General features: G+C 59.4%; 22 protein-coding genes and 1 pseudogene. 12 read left to right on the plus strand and 11 right to left on the minus strand.

The genetic code is table 11. The annotated features are described in order from the left end of the window. Positions 1-152: 152 nt before the first annotated feature. The 4 genes from GBC55_RS16740 to GBC55_RS16755 form a co-directional block, all read right to left on the minus strand. Complete coding sequence (locus GBC55_RS16740; protein WP_162438655.1) at positions 153-1,580, minus strand: MFS transporter; 1,428 nt, start codon at positions 1,578-1,580, stop codon at positions 153-155. A 125-nt stretch (positions 1,581-1,705) separates the two neighbouring features. Further along, on the minus strand, positions 1,706-2,446 hold the full coding sequence (locus tag GBC55_RS16745; RefSeq protein WP_162438656.1) for an NAD(P)-dependent oxidoreductase: 741 nt from the start codon (positions 2,444-2,446) through the stop codon (positions 1,706-1,708). A gap of 44 nt (positions 2,447-2,490) precedes the next feature. Then, positions 2,491-3,123, minus strand: a complete 633-nt coding sequence (locus tag GBC55_RS16750) for a glutathione S-transferase (RefSeq protein WP_162438657.1) — start codon at positions 3,121-3,123, stop codon at positions 2,491-2,493. 63 nt (positions 3,124-3,186) lie between these two features. Beyond that, on the minus strand, positions 3,187-3,618 hold the full coding sequence (locus GBC55_RS16755) for a PACE efflux transporter (protein ID WP_162438658.1): 432 nt from the start codon (positions 3,616-3,618) through the stop codon (positions 3,187-3,189). A 130-nt stretch (positions 3,619-3,748) separates the two neighbouring features. On the opposite strand from GBC55_RS16755, the gene GBC55_RS16760 reads away from it, so the two are divergent. Beyond that, positions 3,749-4,630 carry a LysR family transcriptional regulator gene (locus GBC55_RS16760; RefSeq protein WP_162438659.1) on the plus strand — a complete coding sequence of 294 codons (882 nt, stop codon included), beginning with the start codon at positions 3,749-3,751 and terminating at the stop codon, positions 4,628-4,630. A 165-nt stretch (positions 4,631-4,795) separates the two neighbouring features. On the opposite strand, the gene GBC55_RS16765 is transcribed toward GBC55_RS16760, so the two are convergent. Further along, a complete protein-coding gene (locus GBC55_RS16765; RefSeq protein ID WP_162438660.1) occupies positions 4,796-5,827 on the minus strand; it encodes a LacI family DNA-binding transcriptional regulator in 1,032 nt (343 codons plus the stop codon). Positions 5,828-6,042: 215 nt separating this feature from the next. Between GBC55_RS16765 and GBC55_RS16770 the strand changes: the two genes are divergently transcribed. Continuing rightward, the gene (locus GBC55_RS16770) at positions 6,043-6,576 is read left to right on the plus strand and encodes a gluconokinase (RefSeq protein ID WP_162438661.1); all 534 of its coding nucleotides are present in this window, start codon (positions 6,043-6,045) and stop codon (positions 6,574-6,576) included. Between the two features lie 82 nt (positions 6,577-6,658). Then, positions 6,659-8,011 carry a GntP family permease gene (locus GBC55_RS16775; RefSeq protein ID WP_162438662.1) on the plus strand — a complete coding sequence of 451 codons (1,353 nt, stop codon included), beginning with the start codon at positions 6,659-6,661 and terminating at the stop codon, positions 8,009-8,011. A gap of 97 nt (positions 8,012-8,108) precedes the next feature. Here the strand turns inward: GBC55_RS16775 and alaC are convergent, their stop codons facing one another. Further along, positions 8,109-9,326 carry an alanine transaminase gene (gene alaC, locus GBC55_RS16780; RefSeq protein ID WP_162438663.1) on the minus strand — a complete coding sequence of 406 codons (1,218 nt, stop codon included), beginning with the start codon at positions 9,324-9,326 and terminating at the stop codon, positions 8,109-8,111. Between the two features lie 139 nt (positions 9,327-9,465). Here alaC and GBC55_RS16785 point away from each other — a divergent pair, with 139 nt between their 5' ends. The 3 genes from GBC55_RS16785 to GBC55_RS16795 all read left to right on the plus strand — a co-directional run bounded on the left by GBC55_RS16785 (position 9,466) and on the right by GBC55_RS16795 (position 11,215). Then, entirely contained in the window at positions 9,466-10,128 is a 663-nt protein-coding gene (locus tag GBC55_RS16785) for a LysE family transporter (RefSeq protein WP_162438664.1), read from the plus strand. A gap of 67 nt (positions 10,129-10,195) precedes the next feature. Continuing rightward, positions 10,196-10,681 carry a GyrI-like domain-containing protein gene (locus GBC55_RS16790; RefSeq protein ID WP_162438665.1) on the plus strand — a complete coding sequence of 162 codons (486 nt, stop codon included), beginning with the start codon at positions 10,196-10,198 and terminating at the stop codon, positions 10,679-10,681. A gap of 45 nt (positions 10,682-10,726) precedes the next feature. After that, on the plus strand, positions 10,727-11,215 hold the full coding sequence (locus tag GBC55_RS16795; RefSeq protein WP_162438666.1) for an N-acetyltransferase: 489 nt from the start codon (positions 10,727-10,729) through the stop codon (positions 11,213-11,215). A gap of 76 nt (positions 11,216-11,291) precedes the next feature. Here GBC55_RS16795 and GBC55_RS16800 read toward each other — a convergent pair whose 3' ends face one another. Together GBC55_RS16800 and GBC55_RS16805 are read right to left on the minus strand one after the other, a co-directional pair. Continuing rightward, entirely contained in the window at positions 11,292-11,897 is a 606-nt protein-coding gene (locus GBC55_RS16800) for a pyridoxamine 5'-phosphate oxidase family protein (protein ID WP_162438667.1), read from the minus strand. Then, complete coding sequence (locus GBC55_RS16805) at positions 11,887-12,393, minus strand: GNAT family N-acetyltransferase (protein WP_162438668.1); 507 nt, start codon at positions 12,391-12,393, stop codon at positions 11,887-11,889. Before GBC55_RS16805 ends, GBC55_RS16800 begins: the two co-directional genes overlap by 11 nt. Before the next feature lie 141 nt (positions 12,394-12,534). Here GBC55_RS16805 and GBC55_RS16810 point away from each other — a divergent pair, with 141 nt between their 5' ends. The 4 genes from GBC55_RS16810 (at position 12,535) to GBC55_RS16825 (ending at position 15,138) form a co-directional block, all read left to right on the plus strand. Continuing rightward, positions 12,535-12,960 carry a nuclear transport factor 2 family protein gene (locus GBC55_RS16810; protein WP_162438669.1) on the plus strand — a complete coding sequence of 142 codons (426 nt, stop codon included), beginning with the start codon at positions 12,535-12,537 and terminating at the stop codon, positions 12,958-12,960. A gap of 80 nt (positions 12,961-13,040) precedes the next feature. Continuing rightward, entirely contained in the window at positions 13,041-13,385 is a 345-nt protein-coding gene (locus tag GBC55_RS16815; RefSeq protein ID WP_162438670.1) for a YciI family protein, read from the plus strand. Positions 13,386-13,411: 26 nt separating this feature from the next. Next, positions 13,412-13,903, plus strand: a complete 492-nt coding sequence (locus GBC55_RS16820) for an SRPBCC family protein (protein ID WP_162438671.1) — start codon at positions 13,412-13,414, stop codon at positions 13,901-13,903. After that, complete coding sequence (locus GBC55_RS16825) at positions 13,903-15,138, plus strand: RNA polymerase sigma factor (RefSeq protein ID WP_162438672.1); 1,236 nt, start codon at positions 13,903-13,905, stop codon at positions 15,136-15,138. The genes GBC55_RS16820 and GBC55_RS16825 overlap by 1 nt, the downstream gene beginning before the upstream one ends. A gap of 127 nt (positions 15,139-15,265) precedes the next feature. On the opposite strand, the gene GBC55_RS16830 is transcribed toward GBC55_RS16825, so the two are convergent. Continuing rightward, positions 15,266-15,991 carry an SDR family oxidoreductase gene (locus tag GBC55_RS16830; RefSeq protein ID WP_162438673.1) on the minus strand — a complete coding sequence of 242 codons (726 nt, stop codon included), beginning with the start codon at positions 15,989-15,991 and terminating at the stop codon, positions 15,266-15,268. Between the two features lie 110 nt (positions 15,992-16,101). Between GBC55_RS16830 and GBC55_RS16835 the strand changes: the two genes are divergently transcribed. Then, entirely contained in the window at positions 16,102-16,944 is an 843-nt protein-coding gene (locus GBC55_RS16835) for a LysR family transcriptional regulator (RefSeq protein WP_162438674.1), read from the plus strand. Between the two features lie 50 nt (positions 16,945-16,994). Here GBC55_RS16835 and GBC55_RS16840 read toward each other — a convergent pair whose 3' ends face one another. Next, positions 16,995-17,849 (minus strand): LysR family transcriptional regulator, encoded by an 855-nt coding sequence (locus GBC55_RS16840; protein ID WP_162438675.1) that lies wholly within the window; start codon positions 17,847-17,849, stop codon positions 16,995-16,997. Positions 17,850-17,939: 90 nt separating this feature from the next. Between GBC55_RS16840 and GBC55_RS16845 the strand changes: the two are divergent. After that, positions 17,940-18,376, plus strand: a pseudogene (locus tag GBC55_RS16845) (multidrug/biocide efflux PACE transporter). Positions 18,377-18,401: 25 nt separating this feature from the next. Here GBC55_RS16845 and GBC55_RS16850 read toward each other — a convergent pair. Beyond that, positions 18,402-20,018 carry an inorganic phosphate transporter gene (locus GBC55_RS16850; protein ID WP_162438676.1) on the minus strand — a complete coding sequence of 539 codons (1,617 nt, stop codon included), beginning with the start codon at positions 20,016-20,018 and terminating at the stop codon, positions 18,402-18,404. Positions 20,019-20,122: the final 104 nt, after the last annotated feature.

The following is a 20,122-nucleotide window of genomic DNA, read 5'->3' on the forward strand; positions in this document are numbered from 1 at the left end:
ATGGATAAACCTGCAGGTAATGGCTGATCCAACGGTAGGAGCAATTTGCATGCCGTCAGCTGAGCCCCCTGTTTTCAAGGGGCCAGCGCCATGCCGTGCAACGAAGGCGGAGACAGGTTGCCGCTTGGCGGCATCCCTCGTCCGCGTTGCGGTCAACGATGGGCAATGTTCTCCAGGGCCAGGTTGCGGGTCCGTGGGCCGAACCAGCCGATGGTGATCATCACGATCAGCATGCTGCTGACGATGAACGCCAACACACCCGGCGTGCCGAAATGCTCGAGAAATATCCCGATCAGCAGGCTGCTGAACACCGTCGACAATCGACTGAACGAATAACAGAACCCGACCGCCCGGGCGCGGATATTGGTGGGGAACAGTTCGCTTTGATAAGAGTGATAACTGAAGCTCAACCAGGCGTTGCAGAAGGTGATCATCACCCCACAGAAAATCAGGCCGAACGCACTGGTTTGCCACGCGAACAACGTACCGAACGTCATCGCGCCCAGCGCTGAACCGACGATCTGCCATTTGTTTTCAAAACGGTTGGCGAACTTCACGAACAGCAAAGGCCCGAGCGGGTAGGCAAGGGTAATGATGAAGGCATACATCAGACTGTGGGTGACACTCACACCTTGCCCGGACAGCAACGCCGGCAGCCAGTTGCCAAAGCCGAAGAAGCCGATGGCCTGAAACACATGGAACACGATCAGCATCAGGGCCCGGCGACGAAACGGTGGCTGCCAGATATCGGCGAAACGACCTTTGCCTTGAACGTCCACCTCAGCCGGTTCCGGCTCGTCCAGCGCCTTGCCTTGATCCTTCACGCAGCGCGCTTCGATGTCATCGAGAATCTTGCCGGCCTCGTCGAATCGGCCGTGCTGAGCCAGCCAGCGCGGAGACTCCGGCAAGCGCGAACGCAGCCACCAGATGAACAAGGCAAACACCGCGCTCGCCAACACCACCCAACGCCAGCCCGAGACACCAAAGGGCGCTTGCGGCACCAGCCACCACGACATCAATGCCACTGCTGGCACCGACAGGAACTGTACGAAAAACGCGAAGGCAAAGGCGGAACTGCGCATGCGTTTGGGGACCAGTTCCGAGAGATACGCGTCGATGGTCACCAGTTCGATGCCCAGGCCAATGCCCACCAGGAAGCGCATGCAGATAATCCCCAGGGCCGAACTCTGAACCCCCATCGCGACGGTCGCGACGGTGTACCAGATCAGGGCAAAGGTGAAGATCGCGCGGCGACCGAAGCGGTCCGCCAGTGGACTCAGCAGGCTTGCGCCAAGAAACAACCCGAGGAAGGTCGCCGAGGCAAACGCTGCCTGATCGGAAAAACCGAACACGCCCTGACTGCCTGTTGCGAAGATGCCATCGCGAATCAGGCCAGGGCTGATGTAGGCCGTCTGGAAAAGATCGTACAGCTCGAAAAAACCACCGATAGAAAGCAGCGCCACCAGTTTCCAGATCGTTGAAACGGCAGGTAATCGGTCGATGCGAGCGGAGATTTGAGCGGCGCGGACGGGATCGATACCGTCCGCTTGGCTGAAGGAGGCGAGGGTGCGCGCAGACATATGCTGATCCAATTTTTATTGATGGAGAAGCTTAGCCTGCTATCGGAATCAGGTGTGTGCGAATCCCGGCGCATTTTCACCGCATTTCGCTGGTTTATTGCAGTAACGGTATTCATCTTGGTGGTTTATGGCGCAATGGGGATGTCGAACTGTTGAAACGCGTCATCCATCGGCTCATAGCCAAGCACTCGCGTCGTTTCGCTGAGGTCCAGCCGCTTGAAGCGGTTGTTGGAGATGCCATGGGCAATCAGGTGTTGCACGCCTTCCACTTCCACCGAGCGTTGCAGCAACTGCACCGCATCTCGTGGGCTGAGCCAGGCACTCAGATCACGGGCATTGGTCAGTTCATGACGGTCCGGGAATTCGAACGCGCCGATACGCAAGGCGATGGTAGAAAGCCCGCGTTTGGCGGCGTAGTACCCACACAACGCCTCGCCATAGCACTTGCTGACGCCGTAAAGGTTGGCCGGCATCACCTGCATGCCCGGCGTGATTTGCCGATCCACCGGATAACCTTCAATGGTTTGCGCGCTGCTGGCGAACACCAGTCGCTTGCATCCGGCAGCGACGGCGGCTTCGAACAGGTAGGTGGTGGCAAGAATGTTGTTGGGCAGCAACTCATCGAACAAGGCGGTGGCGTGCGGGATGCCAGCCAGGTGCACGATCACGTCGATGCCTTCCAGGGCATTGCCCACGGCTGAAGCGTCGGCCAGGTCCAGGCGCAGGAAACGGTGCGGGACGTCGACCGCGAAGTCGGGTTCGATGCGATCCGTCAGCACAAAGGTGTAGCGGTCCTTCGACGCTTCGAAAAAGGTTTTGCCGATTCTGCCGCAGGCACCGGTCAGCAGTACGTTGAGTCCGTTCATGTGTCTCTCTTTTCAAGGGGGTACAGAAGGGTATGTCGGGTGCGCTAGGGCAACCCGTTGCAGCCATGTTTGAGAAATCCTGGGCGTTGGGCCAGCCGTTGAAAGTACTCGTCGACGGCGGGGTAGTCGGGGCGATCGATCGGTGTCATCAGCCAGCGGTTGACTGAAAGTCCGACGACGATGTCGGCCAGGGTGAAGTGAGGGCCGGCGACATAAGCACCGGTTGCCTTGAGCTGCTGTTCGAGGATGGCCATCTTCTGGTTCCAGGCGCGCACGCCGACGGCGAGACGGTGCGGGTCCTGATATTCCGGATCCTTGCGCACCAGCGCCGTGAACGCATAACTCCAGGAGGGGTTGAGCTCGGTGGCCTGCCAATCCATCCACTGCTCGACCCGGGCGCGGGCTGCAGGCTCCGTGGGCAGCAGATCGGTGTGGTGGTGTTTGCCGACCAGGTAGCGGCAGATGGTGTTGGACTCCCATAACACGCCGGCGTCGTCGATGATCACCGGCACCTGTGCGTTGGGATTGAGCTTGATGAACTCGGGGCTGTGGGTCGATGCAAAACCGCTGCCCCAGTCCTCGCGTTCGTAGGAAACACTCAATTCGTCGCAGGTCCACAGGACTTTTCTGACGTTGATCGAGGATGCTTTACCGAGAATCTTCAGTGCGTGTTCCATTGAGCTACTCCTTTAGCGATTCGACGCTTCAGGAATCTAACAGCGTGTCGGCCAGGATGCGACTCAGGCCGGGTCCGGTAACGCCGAGGCTGGCAAACCAAACGTGCGGTCAAACAGCCAGTTGAACGCGAAGGTGTAGCAGGGAATGAAGATGATCAGTGCCAGATCCAGCAAGAAAGCTTGTACCAGGCTGATGTTCATCCACCAGGCAATCAGCGGGATCAGAAACACTATCAAGGTTAGTTGAAATCCCACTGCATGGGCGATGCGTCGTTTAACCGTGCGGGTGCGCGAAGGCTGGCGGCTTTCCCAGCGTTCGAACAACGAGGTGTAGATGAAATTCCAGCTCACGGCGATGGTGGTAATGACCACGGCCAGCGGGCCGGTGCTACCGGGAGAGGTGCCGGACAACAAGGCCAGGCCCAGCGCCGAGAAGGTCATGCCGATGATTTCGTACAGCGACACATAAACCAGTTTGCGTTTAACACCTTGCATGGGGAACGGCCTCTTTCGGACAACGTGATGCCAGTTTTCTGAAGACTGACTGGCAGAGGCGGCGCAAGATAGCTTCAATGGTATTGACAGAAAAAGTCAGAAGCTTTCAGTTTTATTGATAGGAAGAGTGATGAATTTCAACAGTGACAGCATCGAACTGTTTCTCGCGGTGATAGAGCGCGGCTCGTTTTCTGCCGCCGCTCGAGCACTGGGCAAAGTGCCGTCGGCGGTGAGCATGGGCATTGGCAACCTCGAAGCAGAATTGGGTTACTCGCTGTTCGATCGCAGCCACCGGGAACCGGTGCCGACTGCCATGGCCCACGCGCTGATGCCCCACGCGCGACTGATCGCCGAGCAGCTCAAGCAGTTGCAGGTGCATGCCATCGAGCTGTCGCTGGGCCTGGAAAGCAAGTTGTCGATTGGCGTGGTGGCAGACATCGACAAGCGTCGACTGATGGCGGCGATCAAGGTCATCACCGAGCGACATCCGCTGCTGGACATCGAGGTGCTCAGCGCACCGCAGGATGATGTGTTGGCCTTGCTGCACAGCGGCAGGGTCAGCGTCTGCCTGGCCTTCGCCGGGTTGAGCATGAACGTGCTTGAGCGTTTCCAGTTTGTCGGCACAGAACGGATGATCGCCACGCTCTCGGCGGACAATCCGCTGTTTCAGGGGCAGGATCTGTATCTGGAGGATTTGGTGAACGTGCGGCAAATCATCGTCGCCAGCCGCGACTTGCCGATCAGCGATACACGGCCATTGGTGGCTGAGTCGTATTGGCGCACCGACACGCTGGCGATGGCGCTGGACATGGTCGAAGCCGGTTTGGGGTGGGGGAATTTTCCATTGTCAGTGGTGCAGCCCTTACTCGACGCAGGCCGACTCAAACGCCTGAGTTTTCGTAATATCGAGAACGGGTTGGTGTTGCCGGTGCATGCGATATGGCTCAAGAGTCAGCCTTTGCAGAAGGGGGCGTTGGCGGTTGTAGAACTTCTGGCCAACACAAATTCCTGATACCTGATCCGCCCCGACTGTAGGAGCTGCCGAGTGAAACGAGGCTGCGATCTTTTGATCTTGTTCTTTCCAAATGAAGATCAGGATCAAAAGATCGCAGCCTCGTTTCACTCGACAGCTCCTACACAGCTCCTACACAGCGGCCACACAGCTCCCGCAAGGAAGCTACGTACTCTCGCGCACCTTCAATTCAAACCCCATGTCCTGCACCGGTTTGGCCACCGTGTTGCCGGCCAGCAAGGTCAGCATCAACTCTGCCGAACGACGGCCAATGGCCTCGCGTGGCGTGCTGATGCTGCTCAAGCGCGGGACCATGTGGGCCGAAGCCGGCAGGTCGTTGAAGCCCAGGATCGCCACTTGTTCGGGGATCTTGATCCCGCAGCGCATCGCCTCCAGCAGCGCACCCTGAGCCAGGTCGTCGTTGCCGAAGAAAATCGCATCGACATCCGGGTGACTGGCCATCAGCTGCAGAAACAACTCCCCGCCCAACCCGACAGACGACGCACGCGGGGTCAGGATCTCCAGATCCGGATCGTACAGGCCAGCCTTTTGCAGCGCTTTGCGGAAGCCTTCACCGCGCAGCAAGGTGCGTTGATCCAGCTGCGCGCCGATGTAAGCCAGGCGCTTGCGGCCACGGGACAGTAAATGTTGCGCCGCGGTTTCGCCCGCCGCGAGTTGCGAAAATCCCACGCAGTTCAAGCCGGCCGCACTGTCGAGTTCCATCATGTACACGCAAGGTATGTTGCTGGCTTCGATCATCCGTCGCGAGCTTTCGGTGCGGTCGAAACCGGTCAGCAACAAGCCGCGAGGCTGATATGCCATGTAGTTGCGCAGCAGGTTTTCTTCTTCGTCGCGGGAGTAGTGGAAGTTGCCGATCAGCACTTCGAAGCCCTTGGGGCGCAAAACCTGATGAATGGCTTCCAGCGTATCGATAAACAACAGGTTGGACAGCGACGGCACCAGCACAACCACCGAATGACCCTGGGCAGACGCCAGCGCACGGGCGGCAGGGTTGACCACGTAGTTGAGCTCGAGGGCGGCTTTCTGGACTTTTTCCACCAGTTCGGTCGCCACGGTGCTGACTCCTCGCAAGGCGCGGGAGGCCGTGATCGGGCTGACGCCGGCCAGTCGGGCGACTTCGTTCAGGGTAGGGCGGCCAGTGGTGCGCGTATTTTTATCGTTTTTAGGGGAGATCATCGGACGGCTTGCCAAACAAAATTCGAGGCACTAAGGTAGCGCTGTCCCGAAGCAGCTGCAAATGCGTAAGCGAGTTTTGCCTGAACCTCGCTTTTCGGCGTTGGGAACGAAAATGCTGCAACCCACAAAAATGACAAGAAGGCGTCGGCAACTTCTACTTTTAGTCGAGTGTCCTAACTGACAAAGGTAGCGCTGTCTGCGCGCTGAGGTGTTACATGAATCATCCCATCACCGCCCTGGTCATCATGGGTGTTGCCGGTTGCGGCAAAACTTGCGTCAGTGAAGCGTTGTGCCAGCTCAGCGGCGCGACTGCCATTGAAGGCGATACTTTCCACCCTGCCGCCAACATCGAAAAGATGAGCGCGGGTATCCCCCTTAACGATCAAGACCGTGCCGGCTGGCTCGACAGCCTGTGCGTCGAATTGCGCCGCGTCGATGCCAAGGGCGAACGCCCGGTGTTGACCTGCTCGGCCCTCAAACACAGTTATCGCGAAGTGTTGCGCAGTGCCTTGCCGGGCCTGGGTTTCGTGTTCCTCGAGTTAACGCCTGAAGTTGCCGCCGAGCGTGTGTCTCATCGGCCCGGCCACTTCATGCCCTCGACCCTGATCGACAGCCAGTTCGCCACGCTCGAGTCGCCCAAGGGCGAGCCTCTGACCCTGGCACTGGACGCTTCCATTCACAGCGTCGATGAGTTGGCCGTTCAAGCGCACCGCTGGTGGCTCGAACACGGCCTGAAACTCGCCGTATGAGTTTTGCTCAAAAAGACAGCGCTGTCCTGATGGCTTGCGAATTACCCGCTTTAATAACAACAACAACCAGGAGACACCCCTAATGTTTGGCATGTCCCACGAGACGTTTCTGCTGCTCGATGCAGTGGTGACGGTGATCGGGCTAATCGTCCTGATTACCAAGTTCAAGTTCCACCCGTTCATTGCCCTGATCATCGCCGCAGCATTCCTCGGCCTGACGTCCGGCATGCCGATCGGCACCATCATCAAGGCGTTCCAGGACGGCTTCGGTGGGGTGCTCGGTTTCGTCGGGATCATCCTGGCCCTGGGCACGATGCTCGGCAAAATGATGGCGGAGTCGGGCGGGGCGGATCAGATTGCCCAGACCCTGATTCGTGCGTTCGGCAAGGACAAGGTGCAGTGGGCAATGATGTTCGCCGCCTTCCTGGTCGGCATCCCGCTGTTCTTCGAAATCGGTTTCGTGCTGTTGATTCCGCTGGTGTTCATCGTCGCGCGGCGTACCGGCGTGTCGATCATCAAGATCGGTATCCCGCTGCTCGCCGGCCTGTCGGCGGTGCACGGTCTGGTTCCGCCACACCCGGGCCCGTTGCTGGCCATTGGCGTGTTCGGTGCCGACATCGGTAAAACCATTTTGTACGGGCTGATCGTGGCGCTGCCAACCGCCATCATTGCCGGGCCGATTTTCGGTACGTTCATCGCCAAGTACATTCCGGGCCATGCCAACCAGGAACTGGTGGATCAACTGGCTCGCGAGCCGGAAGCGACCAACCTGCCAAGCTTCAGCATCACCCTGATCACCGTGTTGCTCCCGGTGTTCCTGATGCTGCTGAAAACATTTGCCGACGTCGCGTTGCCGGATGGCCACTTCTTCCGCACGTGGATGGACATGATCGGTCACCCGATCTCGGCGTTGCTGCTGGCGTTGCTGCTGTCGCTGTATACCTTCGGTCACCGTCAGGGCATCGATTCCAAACGCATTCTCAAATTGCTCGACGCGAGTCTGGCACCGACGGCGGCGATCATTTTGATCATCGGCGCGGGCGGTGGCTTCAAGCAGATGCTGGTCACCAGCGGCGTGGGCGATGTGATCGGCCACATGGCGGTCAACGCACAGATCTCGCCGATCCTGTTGGCGTGGCTGGTAGCGGCAGTGATTCGTGTCGCGACCGGTTCTGCCACTGTGGCGACCATCACTGGCGCGGGCATCGTGGTGCCGGTGGTGGGGATGATTCCAGGTGTGAACCGCGAACTGCTGGTGTTGGCGACCGGTGCCGGTTCGCTGGTGCTGTCCCACGTCAACGACGCCGGTTTCTGGCTGGTGAAGCAGTACTTCAACATGACCGTGGCAGAAACCTTCAAGACCTGGACCGCGATGGAAACCATCCTGTCCGTGGTGGCGCTGGGCTTTATTCTGTTGTTGTCGATGTTCGTTTAAGAAGCACCACCGCACTGATCGTTCCCATGCAGTGCTTGGGAACGATCAGCCACAAAAAAACCGCATCGCTGCGGTTTTTTTGTAGCTGCTTGATCACTCAGATGTTGGTCTTGCTGATCAATCCATCCGCCCTGAACATCCCGCGAATCCCGCGTACCGCCTGGCGAATCCGGTCCTGGTTTTCGATCAGCGCGAAGCGCACGTGATCATCCCCGTACTCCCCGAACCCCACACCCGGCGAGACGCAGACCTTGGCCTCGGCCAGCAGTTTCTTGGCGAACTCCAGCGAACCCATGTGCGCATACGCGTCAGGAATCTTGGCCCACACGTACATCGAGGCTTTCGGGTTTTCGACCATCCAGCCCAGTTCATGCAGGCCTTTGACCAGCACATTGCGGCGCTGGCGATACTGTTCGGCGATGTCTTTGACACACTGCTGATCGCCTTCCAGCGCCGCAATGGCCGCGACCTGCAGCGGGGTAAATGTGCCGTAGTCGTGGTAACTCTTGATCCGCGCCAGGGCGTTGACCAGTTCCGCGTTGCCGACCATGAAACCGATACGCCAGCCCGCCATGTTGTAGCTCTTGGACAGGGTGAAAAACTCCACCGCAATGTCCTTGGCGCCCGGCACCTGCATGATCGACGGGGCTTTCCAGCCGTCGTAGACGATGTCGGCGTAGGCCAGATCGTGCACGACTAACACGTCGTACTGCTTGGCGAGGGCGATCACTCGCTCGAAGAAATCGAGCTCCACGCACTGGGCTGTCGGGTTGGACGGGAAGCCGAGGATCATCATTTTCGGCTTCGGGATCGACCCTCGAATGGCGCGTTCGAGTTCGGCGAAGAAATCCACACCCGGAATCAGCGGCACCGACCGCACCTGGGCGCCGGCAATCACGGCACCGTAGATGTGAATCGGGTAGCTCGGGTTCGGCACCAGTACGGTGTCGCCCTGATCAAGGGTCGCCAGCATCAGATGCGCCAGGCCTTCCTTGGAACCGATCGTGACGATGGCCTCGGTTTCCGGGTCGATATCGACTTCGTAGCGATCCTTGTACCAGTTGGAAATCGCCCGACGCAGACGCGGAATGCCCTTGGACGTGGAGTAGCCGTGGGTGTCTTCGCGCTGGGCGACGGTGACGAGTTTTTCGACGATATGCGGCGGCGTCGGGCCGTCAGGATTGCCCATGCTGAAGTCGATGATGTCTTCGCCACGACGACGGGCGGCCATCTTCAGCTCGGCAGTGATGTTGAAAACGTAAGGGGGGAGTCGATCTATGCGCGCAAAGCGGCGCGGCGAACCTTGTTCGGCCATTGTTGCCTCGGATAACGTAAGCGCCCGGAACCGTCCGAGCGACGCAGGCCACTGCGGTGGCCTGTGGCGGAATGTAAGGGCAGCTGTGGCAAACTGTCCAGCGGGTTTGTAAACAAATTTTTCCGAAGGAAACCGGTCGATGGAATTCACCAGTGGCTTTTTGCTGAGCCTTTCGCTGTGCCTGGATATTGGTGTGGCCAATATCGCGATGATCACCCTGGCCATGCAGCGCGGCTATTTTCAAGGCTTTGCGCTGGGCTTGGGGACCTGTGTCGGCGACCTGATTTACGCGGTGCTGGCGCTGGCGGGCATGACGGTGTTGCTGCAGTACGAAACCGTACGCTGGGTGTTGTGGATTGGCGGTTCGGCGTTGTTGGTGTATTTCGCGGCGAAGATGATTTATTCGGCGATTCATCACGAAGCGGTGCTGGCGCAAACGGCGGAGGTGGGGCAGAACTCGCATCGCAAGGAGTTTTTCCGCGGGATCTTCCTCGCCATGTCGTCCCCCAGCGCCATTCTCTGGTTCGCGGCGGTGGGTGGCACCTTGATCGCTCGCTCCGGCGCTGCTGGCCCGGTCAGTTCGGCGTTGTTCCTGAGTGGATTCTTCTTTGCCGGGCTGCTCTGGAGTGCGGGTCTGTGCTTCGCGGCGAGTCATGGCGGCAAGTTGCTGGGCGACAAACTGCTGCGTTATTCCTACATGGCATCAGCGGCGATCTTCTGCTATTTCGCGGTGTACGTGATCCTATCGGGCTACAACGAGTTTGTTGGTGGCGGTGCCGTCGAGCAGTTGCACACCCTGTAATTTGGCGAATCGGGTTTGGCTTCTATACTCCCAGCCGAACCCACTTTTTCATTCCAGGAGTCGAGTCATGGACGAGCAAGCACGTGTGGAACTGGCTGAACCTCGCTTCGAGCATGGACACTTCCTGCTGATCGCGGGGCTTGGTGGACGATTCACCCAGGAAACCGCCGGTGACATTCCTGATCTGTGGGAAAAATTCATCCCCGAGATCGGCAAGATTCCTGGCCAAAAAAGCGAAGTCACCTACGGCATCTGCTGCAATCCGGATGGCCAGGGTGGTTTCGAATACATCGCCGGTGTCGAAATCAGCAAGCTCGATGACCTGCCCGAGAAATATCGCTGGGTCGAGGTTCAACCTCAGAAGTACGCGGTATTCGAGCACAAGGGCTCGCTGGATAAACTGCCGGAGGTCTTTCAGTACATCTGGCATACCTGGCTGCCGCAATCCGGACACGAGGCGGCGGACGCTCCGGAATTCGAGCGTTACAGCGAAGACTACAATCCGAAACTCAACACTGGCGTGCTGGAAATCTGGCTGCCGCTCAAGGCGTAATAATTTATGATCGCCAACCTTCTTCATCGCTGACTTCGAGTTGCCATGACCCTTGTTATTCGCCACGTCACGCCTGCTGACCTGGACCGCTGCTACAGCATCGAAACCGTCGCCTACGAAGGCGACGAAGCCGCCACTCGCGAAAAGATCGCGACCCGCATTGCCACCTGGCCCGAAGGTTTCATCGTCGCCGAGGTGGAGGGCGTTGTCGCCGGCTTCATCAATTCCGGCGCGGCGTTTGAAGTGGAAATGTCGGACGAGGCGTTCAAGGAGCTGATCGGCCACGACCCGGCAGGCCCGCATGTGGTGATCATGTCAGTGGTGGTTCATCCGGATTATCAGGGGCAGGGTGTGGCGAAGCGTTTGATGGAAGAGTTCATCGAGCGCATGCGCGCCATGGGCAAGGTCAGCATCAACCTGATGTGCAAGGAGCGGCATGTGCCGTTTTACGCCGGATTCGGGTTTGCCTACGTCAAGCCATCGACGTCGGATCACGGCGGGATGGCGTGGCATGAGATGGTGCTGACGTTATAGTCAGTGAAGATCAACTGTGGGCGAAAAGCTTGCTCGCGATAGCGATCTCAAAGACGCCATCGCGAGCAGAGATGTGTCAGTAAAGACTGTCGCGCACCCTCGCCGGGGCTTCCCGGTCATAGGTCTCGGCATCGAACGCCCCATCATTCAAACGCTTGTGAAACGCGCCCGCCGTCGGCAGCGCAGAGCGGTCGAGGTAGGTCTGAGGGTTCCACACATCGGAACGCACCATCGCCTTCGAGCAATGAAAATACGCCGCCTCCACTGTCACCAGCATCACCGTGCGTGCGGGTTTGCCGTTCACCGCGAAGCTGTTCAACAGCTCCGGCTCGGCACTGATCTGCGCGCTGCCGTTAACCCGCAAGGTCTCGCCAATCCCCGGAATGATGAACAGCAATGACACCCTTGAATCCAGCACGACATTGCGCAGGGTGTCGATGCGGTTGTTGCCCGGACGGTCCGGAATGGCCAGCGTTCGCGAGTCGATAATCCGCACGAAACCCGGCATGTCACCCCTTGGCGAACCGTCCATGCCATCCGGGCCGACCGAGCTGATGATCACGAGCGGGGAAGCACGGACCATCGCCTGATAATCCTCGTTCAAGAAAGGGATTTGCTTGCGTACGGCGCGATCGTGGGGTTGGCCGTAAATGGCCTCCAGTGCTTCGATGCTATTGAGCATAATTATCTCCTTGAAAAAACAGACCCATGCGCCGTTCAAAACCGACACGGCCCTTGTACGCTTCGCCGGTATCGACCCAGCCGAATTTTGCGTAAAGCGCGATCGCCGCTTCGTTATCCGCGTCCACCGACAGTTCCAGTCCCTTGATCTCCGGCCAGGCCAGGCGCGCCACTTCCGGCAGCGCTTGCAGGCAAGCCTTGCCGTAGCCTTTGCCCTGAGCCCGTTGATCGACTTGCAGTGCATGCAGCGTGGCGCTGTGTTCGTTCGCCCAGGCAGGCAATACCGGCGGGCGTTTGAGCAGCAGGAACGCGACGGGAACGTCCTCGACCAGCAAGGCAAATCCTTTGACGCCGGGGCCGGGTTTGGACAGCAGGGAATGCAGCGCTCCGAAGATATCGCCGCAAAACCTGATTTGTTTCGGATGCACTTCGATGGCCTCGACCTGTTGGCGCTGGAGCGTATTCAGGCTTTCGTAAGGCACAAGCTGGGCTGTCACTGGAGTGTCCTTTTTCCAACAGAATCGAGCCTCGGATTCTAGCGAGTTTGTGTCCGTGGATTATTTTTATTTGGGCTGTCGAATGGGCGTCGGTTCAGACGACTAAGGGTGTCTTCACAACAATACACACGGAGAACCCTCATGAGCGCACACGCCGAAATCCAGAGCCTGATCGATACCTATCAACAGGCCGTCATCGCCAAGGATATTGATAAAGTCATGGCACTGTATGCCGATGACATCGTTTCGTTCGATGCGGTCAAAGCCCTGCAATTCAAGGGCAAGGCCGCTTACCGCGCGCATTGGCAGGCGTGCATGGAAATGTGCCCCGGCCCGCACATTTTCGAGTTTCACCAAATCAACATTGTGACCGGCGAACAGATCGCTTTCGCCCATTGGCTGGCCCATTGCGGTGGTACCAATGACAAGGGTGAAACCCAGGCCTGCTGGATGCGCGGTACAGCCGGCTATCGTCGCGACGCGGGCCAATGGCGCATCGTCCACGAACACTTTTCTGCCCCCTTCGACATGGAAAGCGGTGCCACGTTGTTCGACTTGCAACCTTGATCGTCAGGCTGGTCGTCGGGAAAAAACACCCGAACGCCAAACTGCAGCCATAGTTGATCCGTTCGATCCGGGAGAATCCCATGAAGTATTTGTGCCTGGTCTACAGCAGTGAGCGCGAACTGCATTCGCTGCCCGAGAGCCCTAAAGATGCCGAATGCATGGCCTATGCCGAGTCCATCCAGGGCAGCGGGCGAATGATCGCCGCCGAGGCGCTGGAATCAGTGCAGACCGCGACCACCGTGCGCATGCGCAACGGCAAACTGTCGATTACCGACGGCCCCTTTGCCGAAACCAAGGAGCAGTTGGCTGGCTTCTACCTGATCGATGCCAAGGACCTTAATGAAGCCCTCCAGGTCGCCGGAAATATTCCGGCGGCACGGGTGGGCTGTGTCGAGGTGCGCCCCGTTCGCCAGTTGAATCCCTGAATAACAAAGACAACAGGAGATCCTGCATGAGTCCGACACTCCTTCAACGACAGCCTGCACCGTTCGAGTTATCCATCAGTCGCCTGATCGACGCGCCACGGCGCAAAGTCTTCCGCGCCTGGACCGAGCCTGCCTTGCTCGCCCAGTGGTGGGGCCCGCACGGCATGACCACGCCCGAGTGCGAAATGGACCTGTGGGTCGGTGGCCAATTCCGCACCCTGATGCGCGCACCGGACGGTTCGGAGTATCCGACCCTGGGCGTGTTTCTGGAAATCGTCGCCCCCGAGCGTCTGGTGTTCACCGATGCCTTCATTCCTGGCTGGATCCCCTCGGGCAAACCATTCATGTCGGCAGAGGTGACGCTTGAAGAGCGCGACGGCAAGACGCTTTACTCCGCGCGCGCCATGCATTGGTCCGAAGAGGACCGTCAGGCCCACGAAGCCATGGGGTTCGAGGACGGTTGGGGGCAGAGCCTGGACAGGTTGGTGACGTTGGTCACTGAAGGCATGCCGGACTGATGTCGGGCGTGTCGGTCAGCGCTCGGGTCGAGCAGGTTTATCGCGACGAGTCGCGGCGAATTCTGGCGACACTGATTCGCTTGTTGGGTGATTTCGATCTCGCGGAGGAGGCGCTGCACGAGGCTTTTTTCGTCGCGGTCGAACGCTGGCAACGAGACGGCGTGCCCGATAATCCACGCACGTGGCTGGTGTCCACCGGGCGCTTCAAGGCCATTGACGTGTTGCGCCGGCGTGCGCGATTCAATGCGTCGCGACCCCTGCTGATCGCGCAACTGGAGGCGTTGGAGCAGGCGGACTGGAGTGACGAGGACGTGGAAGACGATCGCTTGCGCCTGATCTTCACCTGTTGTCACCCGGCACTCTCGGCGGATTCGCAGGTGCCATTGACGCTGCGGGAAGTGTGCGACCTGACCACGGAAGAAATCGCCCGAGCGTTTCTCGCCACGCCGACCACCATTGCGCAACGCATCGTTCGGGCCAAAGCCAAGATTCGAGACGCAAAAATCCCCTATCAAGTGCCGACCCTGGCGGAATTGCCCGAACGTCTGGACAGCGTGTTGCGGGTGATCTACCTGGTGTTCAACGAGGGTTATTCGGCGTCCATCGGCGCCGAATTGACCCGTGAAGAACTGACCCGCGAAGCCATTCGCCTGGGTCGTTTGTTGATGGAACTGCTGCCTGAGCCGGAAGTGATGGGGCTGTTGGCGTTGATGCTGTTGCACGAGTCCCGGCGCCCGGCCAGGACATCGGCAGACGGCGAGCTGATTGTGCTGGATGAACAGGACCGCTCGCTGTGGAATTGCGAGTTGATCGAAGAAGGTTGCGCACTGATCGAGCGGGCGCTGTCGACGGGGCGGTTCGGGCCGTATTGCTTGCAAGCAGCGATTGCGGCAGTGCATGCAGAGGCGCTGAGCGCTCAGGAAACGGACTGGCTGCAGATTGTGGGTTTGTATGACGTGTTGCTGGCCGCTGTGCCTTCACCGGTGATCGAGCTAAACCGGGCGGCAGCGATTTCCAAACGGGATGGGCCGTTGGCGGCGTTGGCGTTGGTTGACGGGATTCTGCAGCGCGGTGAGCTGCTGGACTATTACCTGGCGCATTCAGCGCGGGCGGAGTTTTACCGGCAGCTGGGCAGGGCGGAGGAGGCGCGGGGGGCGTATCGGCGTGCGCTGGAGTTGACGCAGCAACTGCCGGAACGGCGGTTTCTTGAAGGGCGATTGCGGGCATTAAAGTGAGGCGACCTCGGGGCCGCCATCGCGGGCAAGCCCGGCTCCCACAGTTGACCGTGTCGGCCAGGACAACTTGGTCAACTGTGGGAGCCGGGCTTGCCCGCGATGGGGTCCTTAAGCCTGGCCAAAAATCTCAGGCCTGCTGACGTGTTGCCGCCAACACAATCTCCCGAATGCACACATTCTGCGGCTGCTGATAGGCATAGCTGATCGCCGCCGCCACATCCTCTGCGCTCAACACCGTGCCACCCATGTCCTGTTTCCAGGCCTGGTAACCGGTCTTGATCGCGTCATCGGTGGTGTGACTGAGCAACTCGGTTTCCACCGCCCCCGGCGCAATAGTGATCACTCGCACATTGTGCGGCGACAGCTCTTCACGCAGGTTCTCGGACAGACCGTGCACCGCGAATTTGGTCCCGACGTAGGCAACGTGGTTCGGGAACGTCTTGCGACCGGCCACGGAACTGATGTTGATGATCGTGCCGTGTTTACGCTCAACCATGCCCGCGACCACCGCATGCACACCATTGAGCAAACCCTTCACGTTGACGTCGAGCATCTGATCCCACTGCGCCGGATCCTGTTGAGCCATCTCGCCCAGCAGCATGACACCGGCGTTGTTGATCAACAGATCCGCGGGGCCGAACTGCGCTTCAGCCTCGGCCACTGCCGCGAGCAGGGTTACGCGGTCGGTGATGTCGACCCGGCGGCTGAGGGTGTTCGGCAGTTCTAGCGCCTCCAGACGCTCAACCCGACGGGCCAGCAGCAACAGGGGATGACCGGCAGCGCTCAACAGGCGTGCAGCCGCTTCGCCAATGCCGGAACTGGCCCCGGTGATGATAATCAATGGCTTGCTCATGCTTGACTCCAGGAATTGGAAAAACAAATAACTAAACGTAAGGCGCAGTATATTTATCGCCTTGCTGGCTGAAAAATGCCTTATTCCTCTTTCTGCTATCGGAATTTCCTATGGATATCCGTCACCTTAAAGCCTTTATCGCCGTATTCGAGGAACGCAATATCACCTCGGCGGCGCAACGATTGTTCCTCAGCCAACCAACGCTGTCAGTCACCATCAAACAGCTCGAAGAAGACATGGGCGCGACGTTGTTCCTCCGTCAGCCCCGAGGTGTGGAGGTCAGCGATGAGGCACGGGTGCTGTACCCGCAAGCCCGGCGAATGGTGGCGGAGGCCGAGGCATTGAGCCGGCTTTTTCGTGGTCGAGAAAACCGGTCACCACTGGTGCTGGGGATTGAAGGGGATATTGCCGACAGCCAGATCGAAGCCTTCGTGCGCATGGCCCATCAGGCGTTACCCCATTTGCTGCTCACGCTGGAAGAGGGTTGCCATGGCGACGGTCGCTTGGCGGTGGAGGAGATGTGTTGCGAGGACGAATTGTTCCTGCCGTTGTGGGAGGAGTCCTACGTGATGGCATTGCCGGTCGGGCATCCGATGGCCAAGGGGGAGGCGGGCCAGCACTGGACGCCGATCGATGACTGGATCACCTGTGCGCAGCATCCTTCCCATCAGCGTTTGATGGCGTTGTACGGGCGTTCGCCGGAAGCGGTGGCCGGGCATGCCGGTTCGTTGAAACAGGCACTGCACATGGTCGCGGCGGGGGTTGGTGTGGCGATGTTGCCGCAGTCATTGGTGAGCGGGAATGACCGGGTGGTGACCCGCGCATTGCACCTGCCGGCACCGACCCGGCGAGTGGGTTTGTGTTACGCGGCGCAGGCGTTGGAGTTGCCGATGATGCGCGGGTTGCATGAGTATTTTCAGAGCAATCGGCCGATAGATATCGACGCTGCGTGAAACGTCATCCCTGTAGCAGCTGCCGAAGGCTGCTACAGATAGGTCTGTGTTTACTCCAGCATCTTGCCCAGCAACCAACTCCCCGCCGGCCCTGGCGGATGCAGGCGTGACCACAGCGCATCTACAAACACCGGTTTCGGCCAGCCGCGCACCTTCAGCTCCACTAACGCCCCGGCGTCAAAACGACCCACCAGCCAGCGGGGCAAAGGCGCCCAGCCAAATCCGCCCTGAGCCATTTCCAGCAGCATCAGGTAACTTGGCGCCGACCAGACGCGGCCTTTTGCACGGCTTTCATACGGATTGACGATCGTCGCCAGCCGCAGCTCGCGGTGTTGCTGCAACACCTCCTGATCAATATGGCTCAGCGTCGCCAACGGGTGCGCACGGGAGACGAACAGCGCAATTTCCGTGCGCTCTTCGACGGTCGAGCTGACCAGATCCGGCGGATAACTTTCCTGCATCTCGGCAAACGCGACATGCGCCCGACCTCGTTGTATCAACGCCACCAGGTCGTCGCATTCGGCAATCAGGCATTCGAGTTCCAGGTCGGGATAGCGTTGCTCGAACGCACTCAGGGCCGCCTCGAACCGGTCGGACTGGTACGTGTCGGAAATCGCCACGGTGAGCTTGGCTTCGACGCCCTGGGACAGTTGGCTGGCGGACATTTCCAGCCGGCTGGTGGCGGCCAGGATGTCCTCGGCCCGTTGCAGCATGACGTGCCCCGCCGGCGTCAGCGTGGGCTTGCGGCTGCTGCGGTCAAACAGGATCAGATTCAGATCGATTTCCAGGCTGGCCACGGCGGCGCTGATGGTCGACTGACTGCGACCCAGCTTGCGTGCCGCAGCGGAAAACGAACCTTGGGTGGCTGCCTGGACGAACGCCAGCAACACTTCGTGCGAGGCCATGAACTATCGCCTTGATCGATGGTTATTGATTATGAAGTATCGGGGCAGTGCCGGATCATGGCAACCACAGTCACTCAGAGGAGTCTGGTCATGAGCACTAGCAAATCCATCACTGAACGTTTCCTGCAGGCCGTCGGCTTCGAAACATTGGCCATCCTGATCTGTACCCCGCTACTGGCGTGGATCATGGACAAACCGATGCTGGAATGGGCGTCGTCACCGTCATCATCGCAGCGCTGGCGCTAGCCTGGAACGTGATCTTCAACGGCCTGTTCGATCGGCTGCTGGCACGCCTGAATATTGTGCATAACGCCTGGGTTCGCGTGGTGCATGCGCTGCTGTTCGAAGGCGGGCTGGTGGCGCTGGGCGTGCCGTTGATTGCCTGGTGGCTGAACGTCAGCCTGTGGCAGGCGTTTGTGCTGGACATCGGTGTGCTGCTGTTTTTCCTGCCGTACACCTATGTTTACCACTGGGTGTATGACGTGGTGCGTGAGCGGGTGGTGATGCGCCGGGTCTGTGAGGCATAACCCCCAAACCTGTGGGAGCCGGTGATCAGAACAACTGCGTGAACAACCAATACAAACTGCCCGACAGTAGAATCGCCGCTGGCAATGTCAGTACCCAGGCCATCAGCAGGTTGCGGATAGTCTTCATTTGCAAGCCGCCACCGTTGGCGACCATTGTCCCGGCGACGCCCGATGACAGCACATGGGTGGTCGACACGGGCAGGCCAAACATGTCGGCGGCACCAATTGTCAGCATCGCCACGGTTTCCGCCGAGGCGCCCTGTGCATAGGTCAAATGGGTCTTGCCGATCTTCTCGCCGACGGTCACCACGATGCGCTTCCAGCCGACCATGGTGCCCAACCCCAGCGCGATGGCCACGGCGATTTTCACCCACAACGGAATAAACCGCGTGGCGTTGTCGATTTGTTGCTTGAACAGTTGCAGCTTGTCGACGGTGTCGGCGTCGAAATTGCCGACCTTGTTCTTTTCCATCAGGCGAATGGTTTCGCTGGTCAGGTACATGTCGTTACGCACGTTGCCCATGGCTTCGGCAGGGACTTTCGACAGCGAGCCATAACCTTTCACTTCATTACCGATGTGGCCTGTCAGGGCGGCGAGGGCGGGGATCAGTTGCGGCGTCACGTCCTTGCTGCCCACATAGTCAGACAGGATCGCTCTTGGATCGGCAGGCGCCGGTTGAGGCGCACTGCGCTCCAGCGCTTGTTGGGTCACTTGCGCCACAGCAGCAAACTGCAAGGCCTGATCGGCCGGCATGGTCCGGTTCAGCGCATACGCCATCGGTAGCGTGCCCACCAGAATCAGCATGATCAGGCCCATGCCTTTCTGGCCGTCATTGGAACCGTGGGCGAATGACACGCCAGTGCAGGTCAGAATCAGCAGGCCGCGAATCCACCACGGTGGCGGCGTGTTGCCTTCCGGAGCGCTGTACAGCGAACGATTCTTGACGAAAGCGCGCAACGCCAGCAGCAGCAACGCGGCGAAACCAAAACCGACCAGGGGCGAAAGCAGCAGCGCGTAACCGATCCTGGTCGCTTGCGCCCAGTCCACGCCGCTGGTGCCATCGCGGCCGTGCATGAGGGCATTGGCCACGCCGACGCCGATGATCGAGCCGATCAGAGTGTGTGAAGACGACGCCGGCAAACCCAGCCACCAGGTACCGAGGTTCCACAGGATCGCGGCGATCAGCAGGGCGAAGATCATCGCGAAGCCGGCGGACGAACCGACTTGCAGAATCAATTCCACCGGCAGCAGGGCAATGATGCCGAACGCTACCGCACCGCTGGAAAGCAGCACGCCGAGAAAGTTGAAGAAGCCGGACCAGGCCACTGCGAAATTCGGCGGTAACGAATTGGTGTAGATCACCGTGGCCACGGCGTTGGCGGTGTCATGGAAACCGTTGACGAACTCAAAGCCGAGGGCGATCAGCAGGGCAACACCGAGCAGCACGAAGGGCGTCCAGGTGGTGACCACGGTGCCGAGTTCATGCACGTCATGCATCAGGCTATAGGCCGTGAACAAAAGCCCGCCGGCCAACACACCGAAAAAAATCACCAGGGTGAACAGGCCGGGTTTTTTATCGAACTGCGGCTTGACGCTACTGGCGAGAGCCTGCGCATCGGGACAGTAGGAAGGCGTAGCCATGACGGACAATCCTGAGGAGGGAAGGAATGCCGCCCATGATCGTTGCTAAATGTTACTGAGGGGCTGCTTCAGATCAGGGTTTGCGGTGTTTGTGGGGGCCGCTG

Origin of the sequence: Pseudomonas sp. TNT3 (assembly GCF_010095445.2) — a bacterium.
Taxonomy (GTDB): Bacteria; Pseudomonadota; Gammaproteobacteria; order Pseudomonadales; family Pseudomonadaceae; genus Aquipseudomonas.